This is a genomic window from Comamonas sp. Tr-654 (assembly GCF_011752915.1).
Lineage (GTDB): Bacteria > Pseudomonadota > Gammaproteobacteria > Burkholderiales > Burkholderiaceae_C > Comamonas.
Map to the genome: position 1 here is coordinate 269,431 of NZ_VWWQ01000007.1, position 23,513 is coordinate 292,943.

Annotated in this window: 21 protein-coding genes and 1 pseudogene; 7 read left to right on the forward strand and 15 right to left on the reverse strand. The window is 62.0% G+C overall.

The genetic code is table 11. The features are described 5' to 3' along the window. Positions 1–10: 10 nt before the first annotated feature. The 3 genes from F3J24_RS21050 to F3J24_RS21060 form a co-directional block, all read right to left on the reverse strand. On the reverse strand, positions 11–1,426 hold the full coding sequence (locus F3J24_RS21050; RefSeq protein ID WP_240154415.1) for an efflux transporter outer membrane subunit: 1,416 nt from the start codon (positions 1,424–1,426) through the stop codon (positions 11–13). Further along, positions 1,423–4,569 (reverse strand): efflux RND transporter permease subunit, encoded by a 3,147-nt coding sequence (locus tag F3J24_RS21055; protein ID WP_167010342.1) that lies wholly within the window; start codon positions 4,567–4,569, stop codon positions 1,423–1,425. Before F3J24_RS21055 ends, F3J24_RS21050 begins: the two co-directional genes overlap by 4 nt. Before the next feature lie 65 nt (positions 4,570–4,634). After that, the gene (locus tag F3J24_RS21060) at positions 4,635–5,813 is read right to left on the reverse strand and encodes an efflux RND transporter periplasmic adaptor subunit (protein ID WP_167010344.1); all 1,179 of its coding nucleotides are present in this window, start codon (positions 5,811–5,813) and stop codon (positions 4,635–4,637) included. Positions 5,814–6,006: 193 nt separating this feature from the next. Between F3J24_RS21060 and F3J24_RS21065 the strand changes: the two genes are divergently transcribed. The 3 genes from F3J24_RS21065 (at position 6,007) to F3J24_RS21075 (ending at position 8,269) form a co-directional block, all read left to right on the forward strand. Continuing rightward, the gene (locus tag F3J24_RS21065) at positions 6,007–6,570 is read left to right on the forward strand and encodes a TetR/AcrR family transcriptional regulator (protein ID WP_167010346.1); all 564 of its coding nucleotides are present in this window, start codon (positions 6,007–6,009) and stop codon (positions 6,568–6,570) included. Between the two features lie 626 nt (positions 6,571–7,196). After that, positions 7,197–7,766 carry an XRE family transcriptional regulator gene (locus tag F3J24_RS21070; protein WP_167010348.1) on the forward strand — a complete coding sequence of 190 codons (570 nt, stop codon included), beginning with the start codon at positions 7,197–7,199 and terminating at the stop codon, positions 7,764–7,766. A gap of 38 nt (positions 7,767–7,804) precedes the next feature. After that, complete coding sequence (locus F3J24_RS21075) at positions 7,805–8,269, forward strand: GNAT family N-acetyltransferase (protein ID WP_167010350.1); 465 nt, start codon at positions 7,805–7,807, stop codon at positions 8,267–8,269. Positions 8,270–8,501: 232 nt separating this feature from the next. Here the strand turns inward: F3J24_RS21075 and F3J24_RS21080 are convergent, their stop codons facing one another. From F3J24_RS21080 to phaR, 5 genes and pseudogenes are all read right to left on the reverse strand, one after another. Beyond that, positions 8,502–9,839 (reverse strand): tetratricopeptide repeat protein, encoded by a 1,338-nt coding sequence (locus tag F3J24_RS21080; RefSeq protein WP_205244883.1) that lies wholly within the window; start codon positions 9,837–9,839, stop codon positions 8,502–8,504. 175 nt (positions 9,840–10,014) lie between these two features. After that, the gene (locus F3J24_RS21085; protein ID WP_167010352.1) at positions 10,015–10,407 is read right to left on the reverse strand and encodes a VOC family protein; all 393 of its coding nucleotides are present in this window, start codon (positions 10,405–10,407) and stop codon (positions 10,015–10,017) included. 146 nt (positions 10,408–10,553) lie between these two features. Beyond that, entirely contained in the window at positions 10,554–11,318 is a 765-nt protein-coding gene (locus tag F3J24_RS21090; protein WP_167010354.1) for an SDR family oxidoreductase, read from the reverse strand. A 142-nt stretch (positions 11,319–11,460) separates the two neighbouring features. Further along, a pseudogene (locus F3J24_RS25220) lies at positions 11,461–11,787 on the reverse strand (DUF1329 domain-containing protein); the annotation flags it as partial. Positions 11,788–12,003: 216 nt separating this feature from the next. Beyond that, positions 12,004–12,549, reverse strand: coding sequence for a polyhydroxyalkanoate synthesis repressor PhaR (phaR, locus tag F3J24_RS21095; protein WP_003056399.1), 546 nt, complete (start codon positions 12,547–12,549; stop codon positions 12,004–12,006). Between the two features lie 262 nt (positions 12,550–12,811). Between phaR and F3J24_RS21100 the strand changes: the two genes are divergently transcribed. Further along, positions 12,812–13,303: a hypothetical protein gene (locus F3J24_RS21100; RefSeq protein WP_167010356.1), complete on the forward strand. Its 492-nt coding sequence runs from the start codon at positions 12,812–12,814 to the stop codon at positions 13,301–13,303. Positions 13,304–13,364: 61 nt separating this feature from the next. Here F3J24_RS21100 and murB read toward each other — a convergent pair whose 3' ends face one another. Further along, positions 13,365–14,462 (reverse strand): UDP-N-acetylmuramate dehydrogenase, encoded by a 1,098-nt coding sequence (gene murB, locus F3J24_RS21105; RefSeq protein ID WP_167010358.1) that lies wholly within the window; start codon positions 14,460–14,462, stop codon positions 13,365–13,367. Positions 14,463–14,565: 103 nt separating this feature from the next. On the opposite strand from murB, the gene F3J24_RS21110 reads away from it, so the two are divergent. The 3 genes from F3J24_RS21110 to F3J24_RS21120 all read left to right on the forward strand — a co-directional run bounded on the left by F3J24_RS21110 (position 14,566) and on the right by F3J24_RS21120 (position 16,794). After that, the gene (locus F3J24_RS21110) at positions 14,566–15,051 is read left to right on the forward strand and encodes a YajQ family cyclic di-GMP-binding protein (RefSeq protein ID WP_003056407.1); all 486 of its coding nucleotides are present in this window, start codon (positions 14,566–14,568) and stop codon (positions 15,049–15,051) included. A 96-nt stretch (positions 15,052–15,147) separates the two neighbouring features. Continuing rightward, on the forward strand, positions 15,148–15,786 hold the full coding sequence (locus F3J24_RS21115) for a TIGR02281 family clan AA aspartic protease (RefSeq protein WP_167010508.1): 639 nt from the start codon (positions 15,148–15,150) through the stop codon (positions 15,784–15,786). Positions 15,787–15,801: 15 nt separating this feature from the next. Then, positions 15,802–16,794: an HD-GYP domain-containing protein gene (locus tag F3J24_RS21120; RefSeq protein WP_167010360.1), complete on the forward strand. Its 993-nt coding sequence runs from the start codon at positions 15,802–15,804 to the stop codon at positions 16,792–16,794. A gap of 11 nt (positions 16,795–16,805) precedes the next feature. Here F3J24_RS21120 and F3J24_RS21125 read toward each other — a convergent pair whose 3' ends face one another. The 6 genes from F3J24_RS21125 to ybaK form a co-directional block, all read right to left on the reverse strand. Next, the gene (locus F3J24_RS21125) at positions 16,806–18,542 is read right to left on the reverse strand and encodes an NAD(P)-binding protein (protein ID WP_167010362.1); all 1,737 of its coding nucleotides are present in this window, start codon (positions 18,540–18,542) and stop codon (positions 16,806–16,808) included. Continuing rightward, on the reverse strand, positions 18,542–20,092 hold the full coding sequence (locus F3J24_RS21130) for a polyamine aminopropyltransferase (protein ID WP_167010364.1): 1,551 nt from the start codon (positions 20,090–20,092) through the stop codon (positions 18,542–18,544). Before F3J24_RS21130 ends, F3J24_RS21125 begins: the two co-directional genes overlap by 1 nt. Positions 20,093–20,262: 170 nt before the next feature. Next, a complete protein-coding gene (locus tag F3J24_RS21135) occupies positions 20,263–20,478 on the reverse strand; it encodes a DUF350 domain-containing protein (protein ID WP_167010366.1) in 216 nt (71 codons plus the stop codon). Positions 20,479–20,507: 29 nt separating this feature from the next. Then, entirely contained in the window at positions 20,508–22,034 is a 1,527-nt protein-coding gene (locus F3J24_RS21140) for a DUF4178 domain-containing protein (RefSeq protein ID WP_167010368.1), read from the reverse strand. Positions 22,035–22,119: 85 nt separating this feature from the next. Continuing rightward, positions 22,120–22,806, reverse strand: a complete 687-nt coding sequence (plsY, locus tag F3J24_RS21145) for a glycerol-3-phosphate 1-O-acyltransferase PlsY (protein WP_167010370.1) — start codon at positions 22,804–22,806, stop codon at positions 22,120–22,122. Positions 22,807–23,004: 198 nt separating this feature from the next. Continuing rightward, the gene (gene ybaK / locus F3J24_RS21150; protein ID WP_043372128.1) at positions 23,005–23,505 is read right to left on the reverse strand and encodes a Cys-tRNA(Pro) deacylase; all 501 of its coding nucleotides are present in this window, start codon (positions 23,503–23,505) and stop codon (positions 23,005–23,007) included. Between the last annotated feature and the right edge of the window lie 8 nt (positions 23,506–23,513).

The following is a 23,513-nucleotide window of genomic DNA, read 5'->3' on the forward strand; positions in this document are numbered from 1 at the left end:
TGGGGTGCACTCAGCTCTGAGCACCCTGCTGCGACTGCCAGCCTCCGCCCAAGGCCTTGAACAGCGTGGCCAGGGCCATTTGCCGCTGCGTACTGACCTCGATCAGAGCCATCTGCTGCGCGAAGTCCGTGCGCTGTGCATCCAGATAGCGCAGATGGCTATCCAGCCCGGCGCGATAGCGCAGCTCGGCGAGCTTGAGCGTATTCGCGCTGGTCTGCACCAGCCGCTGGCGGGCCAGCTCCTCGCGCCTCAGGGTCTCGACAGAGGCCAGCGCGTCGCTGACTTCACGAAACGCCGTCTGGATGCTTCGCTCGTAACTGGCTATCGCCATGTCATTGCGCAGCTGCGCGATCTCCAGATTTGCGCGATTGCGGCCGCCATCAAAAATCGGCAAGCTGAGCTGCGGCATGAAGGACCAGGAGCGCTGGCCACCGGCAAACAGATCGGAGAGCTCAGCACTGGCCGAGCCGTATGAGCCCGTGAGCGAAATGCGTGGAAAGAATGCGGCCCGCGCAGCGCCGATGCTCGCATTGCGCGAACGCAGCTGGTATTCGGCTGCACGGATGTCCGGGCGCTGCTCCAGCAGATCGGACGGCATGCCGGCACCGATCTCCTGCACCAGGGGAGCAGCGCTCAGATCCGCTGCTGCCTGGACCGAGCCATCGCCCACCAGCCAATCCAGCGCGTTTGCTGCCTGGCGCAGCTCGCGTGCCAGGCGCTCGACTTCAGCGCGCGCCAGCTCGAGCTGGCCTTGAGCCTCCTGCTCGTCCAGGCGACTGGCCGTGCCGGTCTTGCGGCGCTCGCCCATCAGCTGCCACTCCTTCTCGCGCGCCTGCAGGGTGCGCAGCGCCAGGGCCTGGCGCTGCCGCGCGCTGTCCTGCGCCAGCGAGGCTTGAATCACTTCGGCGACCAGACTGATCTGCACGCTGCGCGCGGCCTCTTCGGTGGCCAGGTATTCCATCAGCGCGGCCTCGGACAGCGAGCTCACGCGGCCGAAAAGATCAAGCTCGAAAGCCATCAACCCGACGCCTGCCTGATAGTTGCTCTGCACTCTGGCCGCTCCTGTGCCGCTCAGATCGGCAGGCAGGCGCTGGCGGTTGCCACTGGCTTGAGCTTCCAGACCGGGCAGCTGGTCCGCACGCTGCACGCGATAGGCCGCACGTGCGGTCTGCACGTTGAGCAGTGTCTGACGCAGATCGCGGTTGTTGGCCAGCGCTGTTTCGATACGCGAGCGCAAGCGCTCATCGATCACGAAATCCTTCCAGTGCAAGCTCTGCGCCGATACAGGTGTGGCTGCCGAGGCTGCACTCCAGCTGCCGGGAATGGGCGCAGCAGGCCTGTCGTATGTCGGTGCAAAAGAGCAGCCGGCCAGTGCCGCGGTGATCAGCGTCAGCGCCGCCCTGCGCATGGTTTCATGCCGGTTCATGCGGATTCTCCTTTGGAGTCTGTATTTTTTTCCTGAGGCACTGCGCGACGCTTGCGCCGCAGCGATAACACGAAGACAAAGAAGATGGGCACGAACAACACGCCCAGCAGAGTCGCGCTGAGCATGCCGCCGATCACGCCGACACCGATGGCGGCCTGGCTGGAGGCACCCGCGCCGGTGGCCAGCGCCAGCGGCACCACCCCCAGGATGAAGGCCAGCGAAGTCATCACGATGGGGCGAAAGCGCAAACGTGCTGCCTGCAATGCTGCCTCCGTCAGCGAATGGCCACGCTCGTGCAGGTCCTTGGCGAACTCCACGATCAGGATGGCGTTCTTAGCCGCCAGGCCGATGATGGTGATCAGGCCGACCTTGAAGTACACGTCGTTCGAGAGACCCAGCGCCGAAGTGGCCAGCACCGAGCCCAGCGCACCTATGGGCACGATCAGCATCACGGCTGCGGGGATGCTCCAGCTTTCGTACAGGGCCACGAGCAACAGGAACACCACCACGATGGCCAGTGCGAACAGCTTGGGGGCCTGTGCGCCAGCGGCCTTTTCCTGATAGGACAGCGCCGTCCACTCGTAACCTATGCCGCGCGGCATCTCGCCCAGAATGCGTTCGAGCTCGGCCATGGCCTCACCCGTGGTGTGGCCGGGCTTGGCGTCGCCCGCGATTCGGAAGGCCGGATAGCCGTTGTAGCGCGAGATCTGCACCGGCCCTTGCTCCCACTCCACGCTGGCAAACGACGCCAGCGGCACCTGCTCGCCCTGAGCATTGGGCACATACAGACGCAGCAAGGCTTCGGGCGTCATGCGCGCGGCCGTGTCTGCCTGCACCACCACACGCTGCAGGCGTCCGGCATTCGGAAACTCGTTGATCACGGCCGAGCCATAGGCCGTGGACAGCACGGCACTGACGCTTGCGAAGCTCACACCCTGGGCCTGGGCCTTGCGCCGGTCTATGTCCAGGCGCAGCTGCGGCGCATCTTCGAGGTTTTCCATCATCGCGTAGGCGATCACAGGCGAGGCATTGGCCTTCTTCAACAGTTCGTCGCGGGCTGCAACCAGGGCCTCGCGGCCCAGATTGGCGCGATCCTGCAGACGCAGCGCAAAGCCGCCGGAATTGCCCAGACCGTCAATGGGTGGCGGATCCACTGCCATGGCCGCGCCATCGGACAGACTGCCGAAGCGCTGATTGAAGGCCTGGACCTCGTCCCACGACGCGTGGCCCTTGCCGCGCAAGGACCAGTCCTTGAGCGTGACGAAGGCCATGGCCGCGTTCTGCCCCATGCCCGAGAAGCTGTAGCCCATCAGGAACTCAGCCTGGGCCGTCGCAGGGCGGCTCTTCACATAGGTTTCCATGTCGCGCACCACAGCCTCGGTACGTGCTTCGGTCGCACCCGGAGGCAGTTGCACGCTGACGATGTAGTAGCCCATGTCTTCATAAGGCACAAAGGACTCGGGCATGCGCGTGTAAGCAAAGCCCAGCCCGCCCACTATGGCTGCATAGATCAGCATATAGCGGCCCGTGCGCTTGACCAGACGCTGATTGAGCAGCGAAAAGCGCTCGGTCAGCTTGGCAAAGTGGCGGTTGAACCAGCCAAAGAGACCTTTCTTCTCCGCGTGGTGATCCCCCGAAACAGGCTTGAGCAGCGTGGCGCACAGTGCCGGCGTGAATGTCAGCGCCAGCAGGCCCGAGAACAGGATGGAGACCGCCAGCGACAGCGAGAACTGACGGTAGATCACGCCCACCGAGCCGCTCATGAAGGCCAGGGGCAGGAACACGGCCACCAGCACCAGCGTGATGCCGACGATGGCCCCCGAGACCTGCTGCATGGCCTTCACCGTGGCGGCCAGCGGCGAGAGACCCTCCTCGGCCATGAGACGCTCCACGTTCTCCACCACCACGATGGCATCGTCGACCAGAATACCGATGGCCAGCACCATGCCGAACATGGTCATCATATTGACCGAGAAGCCCAGCGCATACATCACGGCCAGGGTGCCGGCCAGACACACCGGAACCACGATGGTGGGAATCAGCGTATAGCGCAAGTTCTGCAGAAACAGCCACATCACCAGGAACACCAGCACCACGGCCTCGACCAGGGTCTGGATCACCTTGCCGATGGCGACTTCGACAAAGCGCGAGGTGTCATAGGGCACGGCGTACTGAATATCGTCCGGGAAGTTCTGCGACAGCTCGGCTAGCCTCGCCTTGACCGCCTTGGCGGTCTGCATAGCATTGGCACCAGGTGCCAGTTGCACGGCGGCCGCCACTCCTTTGTGGCCGTCCTCGCGCGAGGCGAAGCTGTAATCGAGCTGGCCGACTTCGAGACGCGCCACATCTGCCAGGTGCACGGCCGAGCCATCGGCCCTGGCCTGCAACACGATCTGGCCGAACTCCTCAGGCGAACTCAGCGTTCCCTTGACGGCAATCGTGGCGCTGAGCTCCTGCTCGGACGATCCGGGCTGGCTGCCGAAGCTGCCTGCCGGCACCTGGGCATTCTGCGCGGCAATGGCCGCATTCACGTCCGCCACCGACAAGCCGTAACCCAGCAGCTTCTGCGGATCGACCCAGACCCGCATGGCGACATCGGCGCCGAAGTACTGCACCTTGCCCACGCCAGGCACGCGGCGAATCTCGTTATTGATGTTGCGCACCGCATAGTCGGAGAGACGGACCTCGTTCTTGCCGCTGTCATCGCCTTTGTAGGTCAGCGAATAGATCAGCAGGAAGTTGGCGCTGGCCTGCTCGACCTGCAAACCCATCTGCATCACCGATGCGGGCAGCCTGGCCTCGGCCTTCTTGATGCGGTTCTGCACCTCGACCTGGGCCAATGCAGGATTGGTGCCCGGCGCAAAGGTAGCGGTGATTTCGGCCAGGCCCGTGGCGCCGCTGGACGAGTCGAAGTACAGCAGCCCCTTGGTGCCGTTGAGTTCCTCCTCGATGACGCTGGTCACCGACTCCATCACCGTGGTGGCTGACGCCCCCGGATAGGTTGCCGAGATGGAGATCTGCGGCGGCGCCACATTGGGAAACTGCGCCACGGGCAAGGCCGGGATCGCCAGCAGGCCGGCCAGCAGGATGAAGATCGCAACCACCCAGGCCAGCTTGGGGCGATCAATGAAAAACCGGGACATCATCTATCCTTGAATAAGGCTTGTCTTATTTGGCATTCAGCGCTTTCAGAATCAGCGCATATTGCTCATTTTTTTGAAGTGGCTTCAGAGTCTTTGACGACGCCGGCTTCAGCTGCAGCGGCCGCTCGGATCTGCACCTTGGTGCCGGGCACGGCTGCCGCAAGGCCTCCGACCACCACCCTGGCGTTTTCCTTGAGGCCCTCGGTGATATGCCAGTCGGAGCCGTACATGGCGCCGGTGCTCACCTTCTGGGACTGCACCATGTTCTGCTCGTCGAGCACCAGCACATGGGCCAGTCCGTCTGCGCCGCGCTGCACCGCGCGCTGAGGCACGAGAATGGCCGCAGGGTCCTCGCCCAGGCCCAGGGTCACGCGCACATACATGCCGGGCAGCAGCAAGCCATCCTGGTTGGGAAACTCACCGCGCAGCGCCAGCTGACCGGTACCGCGATCCACCGTCACATCCGAGAAAAGCATCCGCCCCTGGCGCTTCTGGTCCAGGCCGTCAGCCACCAGCGTCACCGGAGTGCTGCGTGGCGACTGGCCCTGCAGTTGCTGGGCACGCCAGCGCGTGGCCAGCGCGGCAGGCTGGCGAAAATCGGCGTAGACGGGGTCCAGCTGCTGGATCACCGCCATCGCTGTCGCCTCCCCCTGGCCAACCAGGGCACCTTCGGTCACCAGGGCACGGCCGATGCGACCGGCGATCGGTGCTTTCACCGTCGCATAGTCCAGATTCAGGCGTGCCGCTTCGACTTCAGCCTGGGCCGATTGACGCGTGGCTGTGGCGCTTTGCAGCGCGGCCTTGGCACTGTCGAAATCCTGGCGGCTCACGGCTTCCTGCGTCACCAGCGGTTCGTAACGGCGCACCACGGACTGCGCTTCCGACAGCGCAGCCTCGGCTCGCGCCAGCTCGCCCCGGGCCCGCGACAGCGCAGCGCGCAACGGCGCCGGGTCGATACTGAACAGCACCTCGCCGGCCTTCACATCGGCGCCCTCCTTGAAATGGCGGCTCAGCACGATACCCGGCACACGCGCACGCACTTCGGCCACGCGCACAGGTTCGATTCGCCCGGGCAGTTCAGCGCTGAGGCTCAGCGCCCTGGGCTTGACAGTCACCACATCCACCTGCGGCTGCTCCTGGGGCTGGCCGCCCGCTTCCGACTGGATGCAACCGCTCAACATCATTGCGGCCGCCAATGCGGCCAGGGCCGGCCAGGCACGCACATTCTGGCTTTTCGTCTTCATGGCTTTTGAGTCTTGTCAAATCTAGAAAGACGCGCATGATGCACGAAAAAGTTTTTTGAATCAAATTTGATTCATTAAGACCTGTATTGATTCTTGATATTTTGCTGGCGTGTAAAGTTGACAGCTCTTGCTTTTAGACTCGCTGATTGAATCAAAATAGGTTCATCCGTATCCGCCCCAACCGGAGCTACGAATGACAACAGCCCCCCACGACAACACAGCAATCCTCCCCCCATTGGCCCTGGCCCTGGTCAACCACCCACGCGCCACCTTGCAGGAGCTGGCCAAGGCCATTGGCATCAGCAAGGCCACGCTCTACCGCTTCTGCCCCACGCGCGATCTGCTGATCAAGCGCCTGCTGGAGCAGAGCCTGCGCACGCTGGACGACGCGCTGGACGAAGCCCGCATCGAGGAAGGCCCGGTGCTCGAGGCCCTCAAGCGCCTCAATGCCAAGCATCTTGAACACCGCGAATTCACGCTGTTTCTGACCTATTACTGGAACGAGGTCGAAAAACCCATGGAGGAAAATGCGATCTGGGAGCCCAAGGTCGATGCTTTCTTCCTGCGCGGCCAGCAGGAAGGCGTGTTCCGCATCGATTTCAGCGCGGCAACATTAACCGAGCTGTGGCTGGGAACCGTGATCGCCCTGATCGACGGCGAGCGCCGTGGCCGCATCCCTCGCGCGCCGCTGGCTCAGCTTGCCGAGCAGGCGTTTTTGCAGGGAGTCATGCGCCAGGACGGGACGGCAGCCGTCTGAGAGCCGCCGCAGTCCCTCGCTCCACTACGGTCATACCGTGCCCTGCGGCATGCCAGCACATCCGTCTTCGCAACCCAGAAGCAGTCTTGCCAGGATATGAACCAACTGAAGCCAGGATAGCCACTCGACAAGCGCCTGTTGCCGTTGCGTGCGCATGTCGCGCAGTGAGCCAACATGGAGCGCGAAAGGCTCTCTCACGCCTTGGTGCCTGAGTATTCGCTCGGTACACCGCTAGATCGGCATCGCGATGCCCCAGACTTCGAGAGCATCTGCGGATGCCTCATTCAGAGGAACAGCGACGCGGATATTCCGCTCGAACCCTGACAACATAAGTTGCGTGCACGGGGTTGTCAGCCTGAGGCTAAGTCTCGGTCCATCTATGTCATGCGAGGAGATGCTTGCTGGAAATGGCAGCACTGCGTGGAGGAGACCTTCGAGATACAGTGGTCGGTGACGTTTCGCGACATGCGTCAACCTCGCCATCCGATTTGAGTCTGCCACTGACAAGCTTAAGAAGAGCAATCGACAGAAGACCGACCTCTTCAATCCTCTCTTCGAAAATACGGTGACGCCAGCATCTCCACAGTCAATTCCATCATAGTGGATTTTCCACTATAGTAGATGTCATGGCAAACAACCCATCTCCTGAGAACCTGATCCCGCTGCGTGTTCGTGAAGAACGGACTCGACGTGGTTTGACACTTGACCAGCTTGCGAAGATGGCGAGCGTTAGCCGCGCAATGATTTCCAAGATTGAACGCGGAGAGAGCAGCCCAACCGCAGTGCTTCTTTCAAAAATTGCGGATGCCATGGGTCTGAGCCTGTCGTCACTGATGAGCGAGCCACGCACGGTGAGCCCACAACTTCGTTACTTGCAAGAGCAGCCGCACTGGGTCGACCCCGAGACTGGCTACATTCGCCGGCTGATATCTCCGCCGGGCGATGACGAAGAGGTTGAGATTGTTGCAGTGGAGCTGCCCGCAGGTCAGACCGTGGTTTTTCCCGCAACAGAGAGTCTTCATTCATCCGACCAGGTCTTGTTACTTGAAGGCCGATTGAGTCTGCGCAGCGGAGACATCGTCTATGAACTACAGCCGGGCGACTGTGCTCGGATTTCAACCACCCAGGAGAGCGCGTTTGGCAATCAAGCAGCAGTGACTGCTCGTTACCTCGTGGTCAAAAGGCATTACCAGTAGCGACACCTCCCTCAACCGAAATACAAAGAAAGTAGAAGATGAGTCTGCATTTCAAATGGAACCGCATGGAGTCGATGACGGCTCTGGAGATGTACGAAGTTATTAAGGCGCGTGAGTCCGTATTCGTTGTAGAGCAACAATGTGCGTATCAGGAAGCAGATGGCGCTGACCCTCAATCCTGGCATCTCAGCGTGCTTTTAGATGGTGAGCTTGCCGCCTACGCGCGTGTTGTTGAACCGGGCATCAAGTACCCTGAGCCCTCTATTGGCCGGGTGATAACACTGAAAAAGTTCCGCAACTTACAAATCGGGCGAGCCTTGGTCGCCGAGGCTATAGCGTTCACCGAGTCGAATTTTCAAGGTCAAGGCATCCGCATTGGTGCACAAGCCCATCTTCAAAATTTCTATGGCTCGCTCGGATTCCAGCCTGTCGGAGATGTCTACGATGACGATGGTATCCCCCATATCGAGATGTTCAAGCATCCCACGGAAGCTATTGCTTAGCTCGCCTTCATCTCCATGTCAGCCTCACTATTCCGGAGGACTGGTCAAGGAATTTATGGCGTCTGCCATGGCAAATTAAAGAGATTTGTCTGTCCTCACAGAGAGGGCGCTTCATCCATCTGCATATAGCCATCTATCTGCGCGATCCCGATCTGAACCTCATCGAAATCTCGGAACTGGCCTAGCCGCCCCCCGATCTACCAAGGCCGGGAGGCATACCCCCGGCGCTCGGTCAGGGCTGTGCCAAAGCCTTTTTTGCAGGTGCATAACCTTGCTCGGCGGCGCGCTGCAACCACTCACGAGCCTGCCTGGCGTTCTTATTCACACCCAGGCCGTCGCGGTACAAAGTTCCCAGCGCGTACTGGGCCGGGGCATCCTGCTGCTCGGCGGCCAGCTTGTACCACTTCAGTGCCTGAGCCATGCTCTTGCCCACTCCCTCGCCGTTCTCGTACAAGGTGCCCAGGTTGTACTGGGCCTTGGCATAGCCTTGATTGGCTGCCATGGTGAACCACTTGGCGGCCTCGGCGTAGTTGGGCTTGTCGAAACCCTTGCCCAGGTACTGGAAGACGCCGACGTTGTACTGGGCCAGAACATTGCCCTTGAGAGCCGAGTTCAGGTTCTCCATGTATTCCATGGACTGCGCAAACTCCGCTGCCTTGGGCGACGAAGCGGAGAGCTGCTCCAGCCGCTGCGCCGCCGCTGCATGCTGGTACTTCAGTGCCTGGGTGTAATAGGCAATCGCTTCCTTATCGTTGCGATACTCGCCCTCGCCCTGTTCGAACAGGCGGCCCAGTTCATAGTACGCCTCGCCCGAGCCGCGGATGGCAACAGCATGCAGGAGCAGCACGGCTCGCTTGTAGTCGGGGGCCACACCCTGGCCTTCGAAGCAAATCCTCCCCAGCAGCAATTGGGCTTTCTGCACGCCTTTGTCTGCGAGCGGGGTCAGCCATTTCGCAGCTTCGGCATGGTTCTTCTCTACGCCTTCGCCAAGGTAGTACATCTCGCCCACCGTGAACTGCGCGAGCACATCGGCTTGCTGCGCCGCCATCAGATACCAGCGAAACGAGGCCTGCAGATCCTGGGCAAGCAGCTCGCCTTTGCGGTAAACAAAGCCCAGGCTATTCTGTGCTGTCGCAGAGCCCTGTTGCGCGGCGCGCTCCAGCCATGCAACACCTGTTGCGGCATCCTTCTCAACCGCTTCGCCTTTCAGATAGATCGTACCCAGCAGGTTCTGCGCATCGAGATTGCCAGCGTTTGCAGCCTGATGAATGCGTGCCAGGCCTGCCTCAGGATCTTTCTTCACGCCCTCGGCCCCCAGCACATAGACCAGGCCCAGCAGATACTGGGACGGTGCATGCTGCTGATCGGCGGCCAGCCTCAGCCAGCGCAAGGCATCGTCGGCACTCTTTTCCACGCCCTTGCCGTAAAGATAGGCCTTTCCCAACTCGTACTGTGCCGCGACATCGCCTGTCTTTGCGGCGTTGACCGTATCGCTGGGCTGGGCCTGGGCACAACCCCAGACCGAGAGCCAAGTCGAGAGCACCAAAGCACCAGACCATCTCGCAAGCATTGCTTCTCCTGTTCGCAAAAAAGAGGCGAGTATATAGAAGCAATGCCTTATCCAAAAAGCGCTTTAAGCTATCAAAAACATATCGACCGCCTCACCACGGAGACGGCTTCCAATGCAGCTCGCGCTTGACTGAAGGCAACCGGGCCGCCAGGCGACGGTCAAGCACCTCCCGGGCTCAGGCCGTCATGGGCGTACAGAGTTCCACCACGCAGCCATCGGGGCAACGCAGATAGGACACCACCTGGCCCCAGGGCTTGGCCGTCGGTGCGGCCATCTCGGCAGCGCCAGCACTCAGCGCGTTTCGATGGGCCTGCTCGACATCTTCTGTGACCAGCGCGATTTCGAAGCCCAATGGCTTGGCGGAGCTGTGCGCTTCGACATGGCCTCCCGGAAAATTCAGCCCACCCAGCTCATGGGCGGCAAATGCCAGCGTCGTCTGCCCGGTCTCGAGCTCGCCGTAGGTTCCGGATTCATGCAGAAAACGCCGCTGCATGCCGAATGCGCGGGTAAAGAAGTCCAGAGATGCCGAGACATCAGGGACATAGACGATTGTGTAGCCCAGTTTCATGAAACACCTTCTCAAAGCTCAAGCGAATTGAAACGTTGAACGCGCGCCTGTTTGCCGTTCAGCGCCGTCATCCTACTCAGCAAAACGACAAAGGCCTTGAAATGATTCAAGGCCTTTGTGACTGTCCACCGGATTCAGGCCGTCATCTACAGCCCCATGCCCAGAATCGAGTTATCGGCATGCAGCTCGCTGCCGCTCATGACGCTGGACTCGTCGCTGGCCAGGAACAGGACCAGCTGTGCGATGCGCTCGGGCATGTAGGCACGTCCGGCGCGATTGCGCTCGGGATCATGCAAGACCATTTCCTGACTCACGCCCTTGGGCAGCGAAGCCTGCATCATGGGCGTATAGATGCCGTCGGGGTGAATGGAGTTGACGCGAATCGCATAGCCTTGCTTGCGGCAGTTCAGCGCAGCAGCGCGCGTCAGCGCGGACACGGCCGCCTTGCTGGCGCTGTAGCCCGCATATTGCTCCACGGGCAGCCAGCTCGATACCGAAGCCATGTTGATGATGGAGCCGCCGGCCTGCTTCATCGCCGCTATGCCCTGCTGGCAGCCGATGAAGACCGACTCGGTGTTGATCCTGAGCAGGCGGCTGAAATCCTCCAGACGCCCGGTTTCCATGTCTCCCGGCAGCAGGATGCCGGCGTTGTTGACCAGCACATCGAGCCTGCCCAGACACTGCTGCACCGCCGCCATCACAAGCTTCCAGTCCGTCTCGCTGCTCACGTCATGGCGGATGAACATGGCGTGCTCGCCCAGCTCCGCCGCCAGTTGCAGACCTGCCGCTTCATTGATATCGCTGAATGCGACCTTGGCACCTTCGGCAAGAAGCAGCTTCACCACCTCCAGCCCCACGCCACTGGCGCCACCAGTGACCAGGGCCACCTTGCCCTGCAAACGATTTGTCATCCTCTGTCTCCTCGTGATTTTTTCTCGGCCCTGAACAGGGCATTGCCACTGCCACACAAAAAGGAGGCGCAAGCGCCTCCTAGCCTGGCCGGAAAATAGCCCGCAGCCACACCCATGTGTACCTCAGGCTGTTTGCCGGATTCATGGCCTTCCGGCCTTCTGCAAGGCGCTCGGCATGCTGAGCCTGGCTCCCTGCCGTAGTGGTGAAAAAGGCTTTTCACTGGCATAAAAGTCCACCGGACGCTGGCCCGCATGCGGGTTGTATTGAATGCCGGGTGGCGTGCCCAGCCATTTCCCGGTGAACTCCGGCACGCCGCTGGCCGTGCCCGCTTTTTCTCCGCCTGCGCATGTCAACGACTTGCCCAACCTGGCCAGTTCATCAGGCGTTGCTTTGGCCCGGACCGCCCCCCGCCCACAACGCGCCTGCGGCCAAGACCGTCTGCGAACAGGGCCTCACTCCTAACTTCATGCGGAGTCTCCTTGGATGCATTGCCATGCATCTACCTGTCATTGAACTTCTCTTGTCGTTCTTCTTCCTTGCCGACTCGCAATTGCGAAGCAACGAAATCATTGTTCGGCCGGTGACACTCAAGAGCATCGTCAATTGGGACTAGCGCAGGCAGGCCAGCGTCGCGGCCATAAAAAAAGCGGGCCGCAGGCCCGCTCTGGAACAGTATTTGAACGTTCAGCGCTTGATGCCGAACACTCCCAGCATCTGCTCCGTCTGCTTTTGCATCTGCTCCTGCATCTGGGTGAACATGTTCTGGGACTGCTCCATATAGCTGCCCATCAACCCCTGCATGGCCTGAGGCTGCATGCTCATGAACTGCTTCCAGGCTTCGGGATTCGCGCCCTGGGACTGGCCCGCCAGCTTGCTCTGGAAGTCCGTGAACATCTGCACGTTCTTTTCGATATAGCTTCCCATGAAGCCCTGCATGGCATGGCCATAGAAGCGGATGATGTTGGCCAGCATCGCTTCGGAGAACATGGGTGCCCCACCGGCCTCCTCCTCCAGAATGATCTGCAACAGAATGGAACGCGTCAGGTCTTCATTGGTCTTGGCATCCCTGATGACCACCGGCTCGCTATCCATGACCAGTTGCTTGACTTCGGCCAGCGTGATGTATGAAGAGGTATTGGTGTCGTACAGACGACGGTTGGGGTACTTCTTGATGATTCGCTGCTTCCCCGCCTGGACATCACCGTCTTTGCCCTCTTTGCTTTCTTGCATCGCAAGTCCTTTATGTTCTGGGGGTCTGCCCCGTCGTCAATTGAGCTATTGCAGTGCAACAGATTTTAGGCAGTGCGCAAGCCGTCCCGGCAAGCAGTAACCCTGACAAGCAAGCTTGTCTGCGCTGCAACAAAGTCGCACCACCGTCACAGCCTGCACCAGGTCTTTGCCATTCATTCACAAAAACAGCTTGCTGTCTGGCGAAATAAAGCTTGCAGAAGGTTTACAGTGCCTCTCGTTGTTTGACGAAAGGCTCAACGGAATGATCTCCACCAAAACACGCAATGCTGTTTGTCTGACCGCCCTGCTGGCTGCCGCCGGCTTCATGACTGCAGCGCAGGCCCAGCCCGATGCCGTAGCAGCCGATGCCGCCAAGGCCGCCGCACCACAGGCTGCACCTGCAGCCCAGGCAGCCCCTGCCAATGTGGATGCAGCTGCCGCTGACGCCGCCTTGCGCAAACGCCTGCAAGCCGTAGTGGCGGCCATGGACGGCAAGTCCAAGCTGGCCGCCAGCAATTTCAACGAGGAGTTCCTGAAGAACTCTCCCATCGACACCGTGCAGAAAGCCCTGGATTCGGTGCGCACCGGCGTAGGCAGTTGCCAGACAGTCGGTCGCATGGAAAGCTCCACGCCTCTGGCCACCAGCGTGCTGCTGAGCTGCACCAAGGGCTTCGTGCCCATGGAGCTGGCGGTCGAGCCCAAGGCCCCCTACCGCATCTCCGGTATCTTGCTGCGTCCGGCATTCTGGAAGTAAGCCATTGCCGCCCACAAAAAATGGAGCCCTTGGGCTCCATTTTTTGTGGGCTCTCGCAAGTTCAGATCACCACCGGCTCGGGTTCCAGGCGAATCCCGAAGCGCTCGTAGACACTGGTCTGGATGGCCCCGGCAAGCGTCATTACCTCGCCGCCGGTCACGCTGGCGTCTATGCTGTGGCGGTCTCCGCGGTTGACCAGCACCAGCGCCTGCTTGTCATAGACGCCTGCGCGCCCCATGGTCTTGCCCTTCCAGCCGCAGGCATCGATCAGCCAGCCGGCCGCCAGTTTGATGGAGCCGTCATCCATGGGGTAGTGAACAATCTTGGGCTCGCGCGCTATGATGTCCGCGCACTGCTCGGTCGTCACCGTGGGGTTCTTGAAGAAGCTGCCTGCATTGCCGATGATTTCGGGGTCCGGCAGCTTGGCACGGCGGATCTCGCAGACCCATTCAAAGACCTGCTGCGCAGTCGGCTGCTCTATGCCTTTTTCGGCCTGCTTGCGCTGCAGATCGAGATAGCCCAGATCCGGCTTCCAGCTCTTGGGCAGCGCCAGGCGCACGCGGGTGATCACCGCCCGCCCCTTGAGACCCAGGCCGCGCGGAACGGCCGCCGAGCCGGTCACGGGCCAGTACTTGGGCTGGGCCGGTGCATGCTTGAACACCGAGTCACGGTAGCCAAAGGCGCATTGCGCGGCATTGAGGCTGAACTGCTCGCCGGTCACCAGATCCATCGCGTCCAGGGAATCGAAGCGATCCTGCAACTCAATTCCATAGGCACCGATGTTCTGCACCGGGGCCGCGCCGACCGTGCCGGGAATCAGCGCCATGTTCTCAAGACCTGTATAGCCCTGGGCCAGCGTCCATGCCACCATATCGTGCCAACGCTCACCGGCGCCGATCTCGACAATCCAGTCCCTGTCGGTTTCGTGCAGCAGCCGCATGCCCATGATTTCCATCTTGAGCACCACGGGGGCCACATCGCCCGTCAGCACCACATTGCTGCCACCGCCAAGGACAAACACAGGCTGCCGGCCCCATAGCGGGTCGGCGAGGAACTGGCGGATATCGTCCTGGCTACGAATGCGCACCAGTGTTTCGGCGCGCGCGGCAATGCCAAAGGTGTTGCAATGCTGCAGGGGAACATTTTTCTCGACTAACATCCACCCAATTGTCGCACTGCGCCTGCTCCGCTGCTGGCAAGCAGCAGATCACGGTCCGGCGCACTGTGGCTGTTTACCGCTCTGATACTGATAGGAATTACTCATGCCTTCTTTTGACACTGTTTGCGAAGCCGATTTCGTCGAAGTGAAGAACGCCGTTGACAACGCCACCAAGGAAATTGGCACCCGTTTCGACTTCAAGGGCACTTCGGCCGCCGTCGAGCTCAAGGACAAGGAAATCACCATGTACGGTGATGCCGAGTTCCAGCTGCAGCAAGTTGAGGACCTGCTGCGCAACAAGCTGACCAAGCGCAATGTGGACGTGCGCTTCCTGGACATCCAGAAGGCACAGAAGATTGGCGGCGACAAGGTCAAGCAGCTCATCAAGGTCAAAAACGGCATCGAGTCCGAGCTGGCCAAGCAGATCCAGAAGCTGATGAAGGAAAGCAAGCTCAAGGTGCAGGCCGCCATTCAGGAAGAGAAGGTCCGCATCACCGGCGCCAAGCGCGACGATCTGCAGGCGGCCATGGCCCTGATCCGCAAGGACCTGGCCGACCATCCCCTGTCGTTCAACAACTTCCGCGATTGAATGAAGCCCCTGCTGCGCAGCTTCGCTGCCTGCTCCTCTGTAGCCGTGCGGAGCGACCAGCCAACGCCCTGGCCGGGTGCCGCCGGTCTGCGCCGCATGGGTCTTCTGCTGTCGATCGGCCTGACCGCCGGCGGCGCCTGGGGCCAGTCCGTGGCACTGACCGGCGTGCTGGGCAGCAAGGCCTTGCTGGTCATTGATGGCAGCGCGCCCAAAGCGCTGGCCGTCAACGAAAGCCACAGGGAAGTGCGCCTGCTGCAGATCAGCGGCGACACCGCCGTGGTGGATATCAAGGGCCGGCGCCAGACTGTGCGCCTGGGCGATGCTCCGGTCAGCGTGGGCAGCCGGGGCGGCACTGGCGGCGCCGCGCGCTCGGGCCGGCTGGTCCTGATCGCCGACTCGCGCGGCCATTTCATCGATCGTGGCTATATCAATGGCAAAACCATGCAGTACATGGTGGACACCGGCGCCAGCACCATTGCCATAGGCCGTGCCGATGCCGATCGCATGGGCCTGCCCTACGAACAGGGCGTCCCCGTACTGATGCGCACCGCCAACGGCACTGCCCAGGGCTGGCGCATCAAGCTCGACACTGTCAAGCTGGGCGAAATGGAGGTCTACGGCATGGACGCCGTCGTCGCCCCCCAATCCATGCCCTATGTGCTGCTGGGCAACAATCTGCTGACCCAGTTTCAGATGACCCGCAGGGGCAATGAGATGGTTCTGGAAAAGAACTGAACCCGCCTCACGCCCATGCAAGCACGCTACGACGATCCCTACGAAGACCTGCTGGGCCTGTGGTCAGATCTGGAGGCGGCACTGGCGCTGTTGCTGACCGAGCCGCTGCGCATTCCCGGCTTTGCCATCAAGCTGCACCAGCTCGATCTATGGCTGCAGGACCTCATCACCCAGGACAGCGACGCCGCGCTGTACCTGATGTTTCAGCGTGCCAGCTCGACCACCGTGGGCTACAGCCCCTCTCATGCGGTGGTCTGCGCAGGGCTGTGTCACATCCTGGCCAAGGAGCTGGGCCTGCCCCAGCCCGAGCGCGACACACTGATACGCGCCGCGCTGACCATGAATATCGGCATGACCGTGCTGCAAAACCAGCTGGCCGAGCAACGCACGCCGCTGAACAGCCAGCAGGCCGACGCCGTCAAGCAACACCCTATGGAGGGCCGCCTGACGCTGGAGCGGCTGATGGTGCGCGACCAGCTCTGGCTGGATACCGTGCAATACCACCATGTGGTGCTGCAGCCCGCGCCGCTGGCACAGCTGCAGCCGCTGGAGCGTCTGGTGCGCATTCTGGGCACGGTGGATCGCTATGCGGCCCTGATCAGCCCGCGCAAGACCCGCAGCGGGCGCTCTGCCACCGAGTCGCTGCAGGTGCTGCAGCAAGGCGGACAATACGCCGACGAAGTCAAGCAGGCCTTGATCGATGTCGTGGGTCTGTACCCCCCCGGCACCTATGTGCAGCTGGGCAATGGCGAAGTGGCCGTCGTGCTGCGCCGTGGCAAAAGCCTGGAGGAGCCCCAGATAGCCAGCGTGATCGACAGTGATGGCCACAGCATGTACCCGCCCATCTGGCATCTGGACGGGCGCAGGCCGGCGATCACCTCGGCACTGGCGCGTTCCTCGCTGACACTGGATCTGGATTTGCGCTCCATGGCGCAGCTAGGCATTCACAGCGCACGCGGCAATGCAGAGCTATACCGCATGGTCAAGCTGCCGGGCAGCAGACGCTGAGGCCTTGCGCTCTAAATGCCCTGTGCCGCCATCACCCCTGCATGATGGCCCCGCGTGAACGCTTCTTCCAGCACCGAATAGCCAGCCCAGTCCGCATGCGCAAAACTCAGCCGCGCCGTTGCAGGTGTGGGCAGACCCTGCACGCGCTCCCCATTCAATAGCAGCTTTCGCTTTCCAGCATTGAACTTCAGAGTGATTTCGCTCAATATCCGCTGATCACCAGGGCGCGGAATCGCCATGGCATGGCCATAGCGGGTGATTTCCATGCGTGTGGCATGCTGCAGCAGATCAGGGTGCGGCTCACTCAGTGTGTTCACGATGCGGTCGCGCCAGAAGGCAAACGGCTGCTGCATCAATTGCCTGCGCCCATCGACCCAGTCCCCCAGCGCCTGGTAGTAGCTCAGCACCGTGGGCTGGCGGCTGACGCGGTCCAGCCGCTGATTGCCCGCATCCACATAGCCCAGCCCGCCCGCGTTGCCGTCGCGGTACAGCACATTGTCCCAGGCAGGCTCCGCCCCCGGATAGTCGGCCAGCGGCCGGTCGATATGGATGTTCGCCACCAGCCAGGGAGCCCAGTCCAGGCGGGCCGACACGGTGCGCAGAAAATCGGGCGCATCGCGCAGCACGCGTGCGGCCACAAAACTGGGCAGCGCCACCACGCAATGGCGCGCCAGCCAGCGTTCATGCTGCTGGCGCCCATGGTGATAGACATCGATCTGCACGCCGTCCGCATCCTCGGTGACGGCAAGCACGCTGCAATCGGTCTGCAGCTGCGTGGCCTTCAGTCCCGCCACCAGTTGCTGGGCCAGCCAGCCATTGCCCTGGGGCCAGGTCAGCACCTGCTCGCCGTCCGCTTCACTCTCGTGCTCTGACTTCGGACGCGGTGCGTGGAAACCATGGCGGCTGGCGAAATAATGAATCCCCGCCCAGGCCGAGACGCGGCTCAGACCGGCGCCGAAATCATCGCGGCAGCTGTAGTCCAAATACCAGAGCAGACCTTCGTCATCAAGCCCCTGCGCCGCCAGCCACTGGTCAAGGCGCTGCGCATCCAGCTCGGCGTGGGCGGCAGGCAAACCCGCTTCGCGCTGCCAGACACGGATGGAAGGCATGGCAAAGGCTGCGGCCCGAGACGCTGCCTCGACCAGTTTTTCAAACAGCGCATATTGCTCCAGCGTGCGCTGGCTCACGCCCCGCACTGGCAGCAGTCCCTCATGCCAGCCGCCCTGCCAGTACAAACGCTCCTGCGGGCTATGGCAGAGATAGCGCTCGTCATAGCGCCAGCGGCCGGCTGCACGCTGGCGCACGCCCAGCTCCTCCAGCCAGTCCTGCACCTCATGGGCATCGTCGCCGGGCACGGGCAGATAGTGTGCCCCCAGAGGGCAGGCTATGCCCTTGACCTGCCCACCCTGGCTGTTGCCGCCCATGGCGGTCTGGGTATCGAGCAAGGCTGCGCCCTGAACGCCGGCCAGCTCCAGTGCGCGCGCCGCCGCCAGCCCGGCCATGCCGCCGCCCGCTATCACGACCGGCGCCCTGTGCACCACGGCAGGCGCAGGCAGCTCCAGCCCCTGCGCCAAGCGCTGCCAGAAAGGGTGCAGGCCATGACCGCGCTCCAGCGCCACGCCGCTGAAGCCGCCCGGCAGGTCCTCCAGCCTGGGCGCTGGCTGCTTGCAGCCGGTCAGGCCCGCAGCACCCAAAGCGCTGGCGGCCGCCAGCCCGAGCCAGTCGCGCCGCTTCAGATCGGCCCGCATCAATGCTCCACCTTGCCCCACTCGCGCTCATAGGTGTTGACCAGCACCTGATTGGACAGGCGATTCACCTCGGTCGGCACGCGCGCCATATCGAGAGGGAAGTCAAACATCAGGCGCAGCGTGGGCAGAGTCAGAAAACGCATGCCGGCGGGCAAGGCCTCAGGCTCGCGCCAGGGACGGTGGCTGGCCAGCACAAAGCCCCATTCGCCAAAACTGGGCACATGCACGTGATAGGGACTGGCCCTGAGACCCACGGACTCCACGGTCTGCACCACGGTCCAGAAGCTCTGGCGCGCAATCAGCGGCGAGGTGGTCTGGATCACGGCATAGCCGCTGGCCGCCAGACGCTTGTCCAGCAGCGAATAAAAACTATTGGTGAACAGCTTGCCTATGGCGAAATTGGTGGGATCGGGAAAGTCCACCACGATCACATCGAAGGTCTCCGCGCTTTGCTGCAGCCAGTGAAACGCATCGGTATTGACGATGCTCACGCGGGCGTCGTTGAGCGCATTGCCATTGAGCGCAGTCATCATGGCATTGCTCTTGAACAGATCGGTCATGGCCGGGTCCAGCTCCACCAGCACGACAGATTCCACACCCGGATACTTGAGCACCTCGCGCACAGCCATGCCGTCGCCGCCGCCCAGCACCGCCACCTTCTTCGGTGCGCCATGTGCGGCCATGGCGGGGTGGACCAGCGCTTCGTGATAGCGGTACTCGTCGCTCTGGGCAAACTGCAGATTGCCGTTCAGATACAAACGCGCGCCCTGGCGTCCCTGTGTCACCACAATGCGCTGGTAGGGTGAGCTGCTGCTCAGCACGATGCGATCCTGATAGAAATGATCGTCGGCCAGCCGGGTCAGCAGATCCGCGCCCGCGATGCCGCCGCCCAGAGCCAGCAGTACCAGCGCGCAGGCCCAGGCATGGGCACGCAGATTGCGCAGCTCATGCTTGAACAGCACCAGGGCCCAGACCGCAATGGCTGCGTTCATAAAGCCGAACAGCAGACCTGTGCGCACCAACCCCAGCTTGGGCACCAGCACGATGGGAAAGGCCAGCGACACGGCCAGGGCTCCGAGATAGTCGAAGGTCAGCACCTTGGAGACCAGATCCTTGAGCGATGCATTGCGCTTCAAGATGCGCATCACCAGCGGAATCTCCAGCCCCACCAGCGTGCCCACCACCATCACCATGCCGTAGAGCAGAAAGCGGAACGCACCCGGCGCATAGGCATTGGCCAGAAACAGCACGGCCGGCAAGGCACCACCGACCAGCGCCACCATCAGCTCCACGCGCAGAAAATGCGCAGGCAGCTGGTCTTCGAAATAGCGCGACAGCCACGAGCCTATGCCCATGGCAAACAGATAGGTGCCGATGATGGTGGAGAACTGCAGCACCGAATCGCCGAGCAGATAGGACGCCAGCGCCCCTGCTGCCAGCTCATAGAGCAGACCACAGGCCGCAATCACGAACACGCTGGCCAGCAGCGCCACATCAATGGGCCTAGGCCCCTGGCCAGCGCTATGCTCCTCGGCCACCATCGAAGTCATCTAATTCCTTTAACCGTAAAACAGGCGCGCGCCGTCCTCTGCCATAACGCGCGCTGCCCCAAGCCAGGGGCAGCAAGCAAGGGCCGCCCCGCAGCGAAGCTGTCGTCCCCCTCCCCTAGCGCCCAGCGCGTAGAGAGAGGGGGAAGGCGCGCAGCGCCTCAGGGGGAGCCTCAATGTATCGCCGCAGCGACGATGATGCTGATACCCAGGCACATTGCCGCCACCACCATGGCCAGCGCCTTGTTGTGCTTCTCCACGATCTCGGCCCACATGTCCACGGGCGTGATCTTGTCGATGATGATGAAGCACAGCCAGAACACCACCACGCCCACCAAGGCGTAGATGATGGAGCCGAAGAAACTCTGGGGGTTGAACCAGTCAAACATGATCTCTCTCCTCGAATGAGATGGGGGTGCTATTTGTGGCTTCCGCCGGAGGTATAGCCACCATAGGAGCCGCTGCTGGAGCGGCTGTAGCTACAGTTGGGGTCGGTGCGCGGATCGCAGTTGGAGCTGGACATGCAGGCGCGCAGAAACGGCAGTATGAACAGCAGCAGGAACAGCCAGAACAGAATCGTGCCCCAGCTGAAGCCGCTGCCCGACAGAGGACTGGCCTGGGAGCGATCCTTGAGCTTGCCGGTGCCGAAGGCCTGGGCAATGGTCTCTGCCGACGCACGCTGCCCGTGGGTCCAGGTGGTTTCCTGATTGGCGGTCTCCAGCGCCAGCGTGGACTGCTTGCCGCCATTGGCAAAGTCCACATTGCTGGACTTTGCGCCCTTGAAGACGGGCCAGTAGAACTCGCCTTCGGCATATTCGGTCTCGGCCAGATAGGCATAGTCGCGCTGGTATTTGCGCTGCAGATAGGTCGCAGTGGCGCCGTTCTTGCTGAGCTTGGGAGCACCCGTGATGACGCGCGCCGTGCTCCAGCCGTCCTCCGAATCGACGATGAACGAAAAGCCCGCCTTCTTGTTGTAGAGCAGGTACTCGTCCCAGGTGAAGCTGTCGTCCTCATCCTCGCCCAGGCCACGCCCGCTGCGCCTTTGAAAACCCACGACTTGCCATTTCAGGCCATCGAGCGTGCCTTCGCTGCCCAGCGCAATCAGAGGCTTGACCTTTCTGCGCTGCTCGGCATAGCTCAGCTCCGCCCCCATGCCCTTGGACATGTCGATCAGGCTGCCGCAGCTGGGGCAGCTCAGGGCCTTGGTGGTATCAAAGCGCACGGGCACCACCGCACCGCACTTGGGACAGTTGAAGTGCCGCCCCTGGGCTTTTTGCTGGGCGCTGCTGCGCAGGCCCTGCATCTGCAATGCCTCCAGCGCCACGGCGGCCCCCAGGCTGAAGGCCGGTGTCTTGTCGCTGAAGTCGATGGAGAGAATCTGGTTCTTCTCGCTGCGCAGCTCCACCAGCTTGAAGCTCTTGCCCAGCTGGGGCAACTGGGGCAGCTCGCCCTGAGCCGCCATCAGCTGCGCATCCTGAATGCTGGTGACGGTGAAGGATTCCGTACCGGCCTTGAGCTCGCGGCCCATGCGCCACTCGCGCTGCTGGAACTCGGTCACCTTCCAGCCCGGCGGCTGCCAGCTCACGGCAAAGACAAAGCTGCCGTTGTCCTCGCTCAACCAAGCCAGCTCGCCGTTGCTGAGCGCAGCCACCCATTCCGACCAACTGCCTGCCGCGCTTTTGTATTGCGCGCGGCCCACGATGCTGAAGGGCTCGGGCTTGCCGTTGCGCTTGACCATGCCCGAAGCGCCGAGCTGCAGCGGGCTGTAATCCTCGAACACCTCGGCCATGGAGCCAATGCGCTTGAGCGTCTCGCCATCGCGCAGCACGGTGCTGCGGCAGAACTCGCAGACGGCAAAACTCGATTGCGCACTCGCGAAGTGGACCGGCGCGCCACAACCAGGACAGGGAGCGCTGTAGTCGCGCTGCGATGGGCTGGAAGCCATATCTTTTTGCTATTTAATCAGGAGCTTCTTGCGCTTGAATGGAAGAGGCCTGAAGGCGGCCTCGGCGAAATGTAGCAGTCGCGCCCTAGCGATGCTTGCTCTTGCCGCTCTTGCGGGCCGCGCCCTCTGCAGGCTTGGAGCCCTCGGTCTTTTTCTGACCCAGCCTGGACTCCTTGCCGGCGATCAGGCGCTGGATGTTTTCGCGATGACGCCAGACCAGCAAGATCGCCATCACCACAATCGCAGCGGTGATGGGCGTTTCCGCATCCCAGACGATGCCGCTGCACAGCACGTAGTACACGGGCGCGAACACCGAGGCCACTAGCGCCGCCAGGGAGGAGTAACGGAAGAACACGGCCACGATGACCCAGGTCAGCGCCGTCGCCAGACCCAGCCAGCCGCTGATGCCCAACAGCACGCCCAGCGCCGTGGCCACGCCCTTGCCGCCCTTGAAGCCGAAGAACACCGGATACAGATGGCCCAGGAAAGCCGCCAGGCCGGCCAGTGCCACCGTGCTGTCGCCCAGACCGAAAGGCTCGCCAAAGGCCTTGACCAGTACCACGGGCACCAGACCCTTGAGGGCATCCAGCAGCAGCGTGACGGCCGCAGCCGCCTTGCTGCCCGAGCGCAGCACATTGGTGGCCCCAGGGTTGCCGCTGCCATAGGTGCGCGGGTCGTTCAGGCCCATCACGCGGCTGACGATGACGGCAAAGGACAGCGAACCAATCAGATAGGCCGCGATGACGGCGATAACGGGATAGAGGGCGTTCAAAGGAATTCCTCGGCCAGAGACTGGCCCTAAGGCTCGCCAACCAAGGTCGACGGCACCGATTGTTGTCACGACTTGCGCAACCCGGATCAGGCATGGCGGCTTTTTAGACCGTCATGCCCTGTGTGCATCCTGGTTGGCGTAAGTCCTTGTTGTTTGCGTTTTTTGCCAGCCGACGTCTGCCCCCGGCTGGCTAGCCCCCTATTCTGCCAGCGCGCAGTGCACCGGCCGGGCATCGAGCAGACGGGTACAAACCTCAGGGGCCAGTTGCACCAGATAGCCGCGCCGCCCGCCGTTGATGGCGATGCGCGGCAGCGCGAGTATGGTTTCCTCGATATAGACCGGCATTTCGCGCTTGGTGCCAAACGGCGAGGTGCCGCCCACCAGATAGCCGCTGTGGCGGTTGGCCACTTCGGGCTTGCAGGGCTCCACGCTCTTGGCTCCGATCTGGCGCGCCAGGTTCTTGGTGGATACCTTGCAATCGCCATGCATGAGCACGATCAGCGGCTTGGCATCCTGATCCTGCATCACCAGGGTCTTGATGACCGCATGCTCGTCCAGCCCCAGCTGACGCGCCGACTCCTCGGTGCCGCCATGCTCCACATAGTCATAAGGGTGCTCGGTGAACTCCACCTTGTGGGCCTTGAGCATCTGCGTGGCCGGCGTCTCGCTCACATGGGCGTTCTTGTCTTTTTTTGCCATGATTCAAT

Bases quoted from the DNA above. Each gene is read 5' to 3' on its own strand.
- F3J24_RS21110 (WP_003056407.1), top strand. From the start codon at position 14,566: ATGCCTTCTTTTGACACTGTTTGCGAAGCCGATTTCGTCGAAGTGAAG.
- F3J24_RS21130 (WP_167010364.1), bottom strand. From the start codon at position 20,092: ATGACTTCGATGGTGGCCGAGGAGCATAGCGCTGGCCAGGGGCCTAGG.
- F3J24_RS21055 (WP_167010342.1), bottom strand. From the start codon at position 4,569: ATGTCCCGGTTTTTCATTGATCGCCCCAAGCTGGCCTGGGTGGTTGCG.
- F3J24_RS21075 (WP_167010350.1), top strand. From the start codon at position 7,805: ATGAGTCTGCATTTCAAATGGAACCGCATGGAGTCGATGACGGCTCTG.
- F3J24_RS21120 (WP_167010360.1), top strand. From the start codon at position 15,802: ATGCAAGCACGCTACGACGATCCCTACGAAGACCTGCTGGGCCTGTGG.
- F3J24_RS21100 (WP_167010356.1), top strand. From the start codon at position 12,812: ATGATCTCCACCAAAACACGCAATGCTGTTTGTCTGACCGCCCTGCTG.
- murB (WP_167010358.1), bottom strand. From the start codon at position 14,462: ATGTTAGTCGAGAAAAATGTTCCCCTGCAGCATTGCAACACCTTTGGC.
- F3J24_RS21115 (WP_167010508.1), top strand. From the start codon at position 15,148: ATGGGTCTTCTGCTGTCGATCGGCCTGACCGCCGGCGGCGCCTGGGGC.
- F3J24_RS21070 (WP_167010348.1), top strand. From the start codon at position 7,197: ATGGCAAACAACCCATCTCCTGAGAACCTGATCCCGCTGCGTGTTCGT.
- F3J24_RS21085 (WP_167010352.1), bottom strand. From the start codon at position 10,407: ATGAAACTGGGCTACACAATCGTCTATGTCCCTGATGTCTCGGCATCT.
- F3J24_RS21065 (WP_167010346.1), top strand. From the start codon at position 6,007: ATGACAACAGCCCCCCACGACAACACAGCAATCCTCCCCCCATTGGCC.
- F3J24_RS21080 (WP_205244883.1), bottom strand. From the start codon at position 9,839: ATGCTTGCGAGATGGTCTGGTGCTTTGGTGCTCTCGACTTGGCTCTCG.
- ybaK (WP_043372128.1), bottom strand. From the start codon at position 23,505: ATGGCAAAAAAAGACAAGAACGCCCATGTGAGCGAGACGCCGGCCACG.
- F3J24_RS21140 (WP_167010368.1), bottom strand. From the start codon at position 22,034: ATGGCTTCCAGCCCATCGCAGCGCGACTACAGCGCTCCCTGTCCTGGT.
- F3J24_RS21090 (WP_167010354.1), bottom strand. From the start codon at position 11,318: ATGACAAATCGTTTGCAGGGCAAGGTGGCCCTGGTCACTGGTGGCGCC.
- F3J24_RS21135 (WP_167010366.1), bottom strand. From the start codon at position 20,478: ATGTTTGACTGGTTCAACCCCCAGAGTTTCTTCGGCTCCATCATCTAC.
- F3J24_RS21060 (WP_167010344.1), bottom strand. From the start codon at position 5,813: ATGAAGACGAAAAGCCAGAATGTGCGTGCCTGGCCGGCCCTGGCCGCA.
- F3J24_RS21050 (WP_240154415.1), bottom strand. From the start codon at position 1,426: ATGAACCGGCATGAAACCATGCGCAGGGCGGCGCTGACGCTGATCACC.
- F3J24_RS21125 (WP_167010362.1), bottom strand. From the start codon at position 18,542: ATGCGGGCCGATCTGAAGCGGCGCGACTGGCTCGGGCTGGCGGCCGCC.
- phaR (WP_003056399.1), bottom strand. From the start codon at position 12,549: ATGCAAGAAAGCAAAGAGGGCAAAGACGGTGATGTCCAGGCGGGGAAG.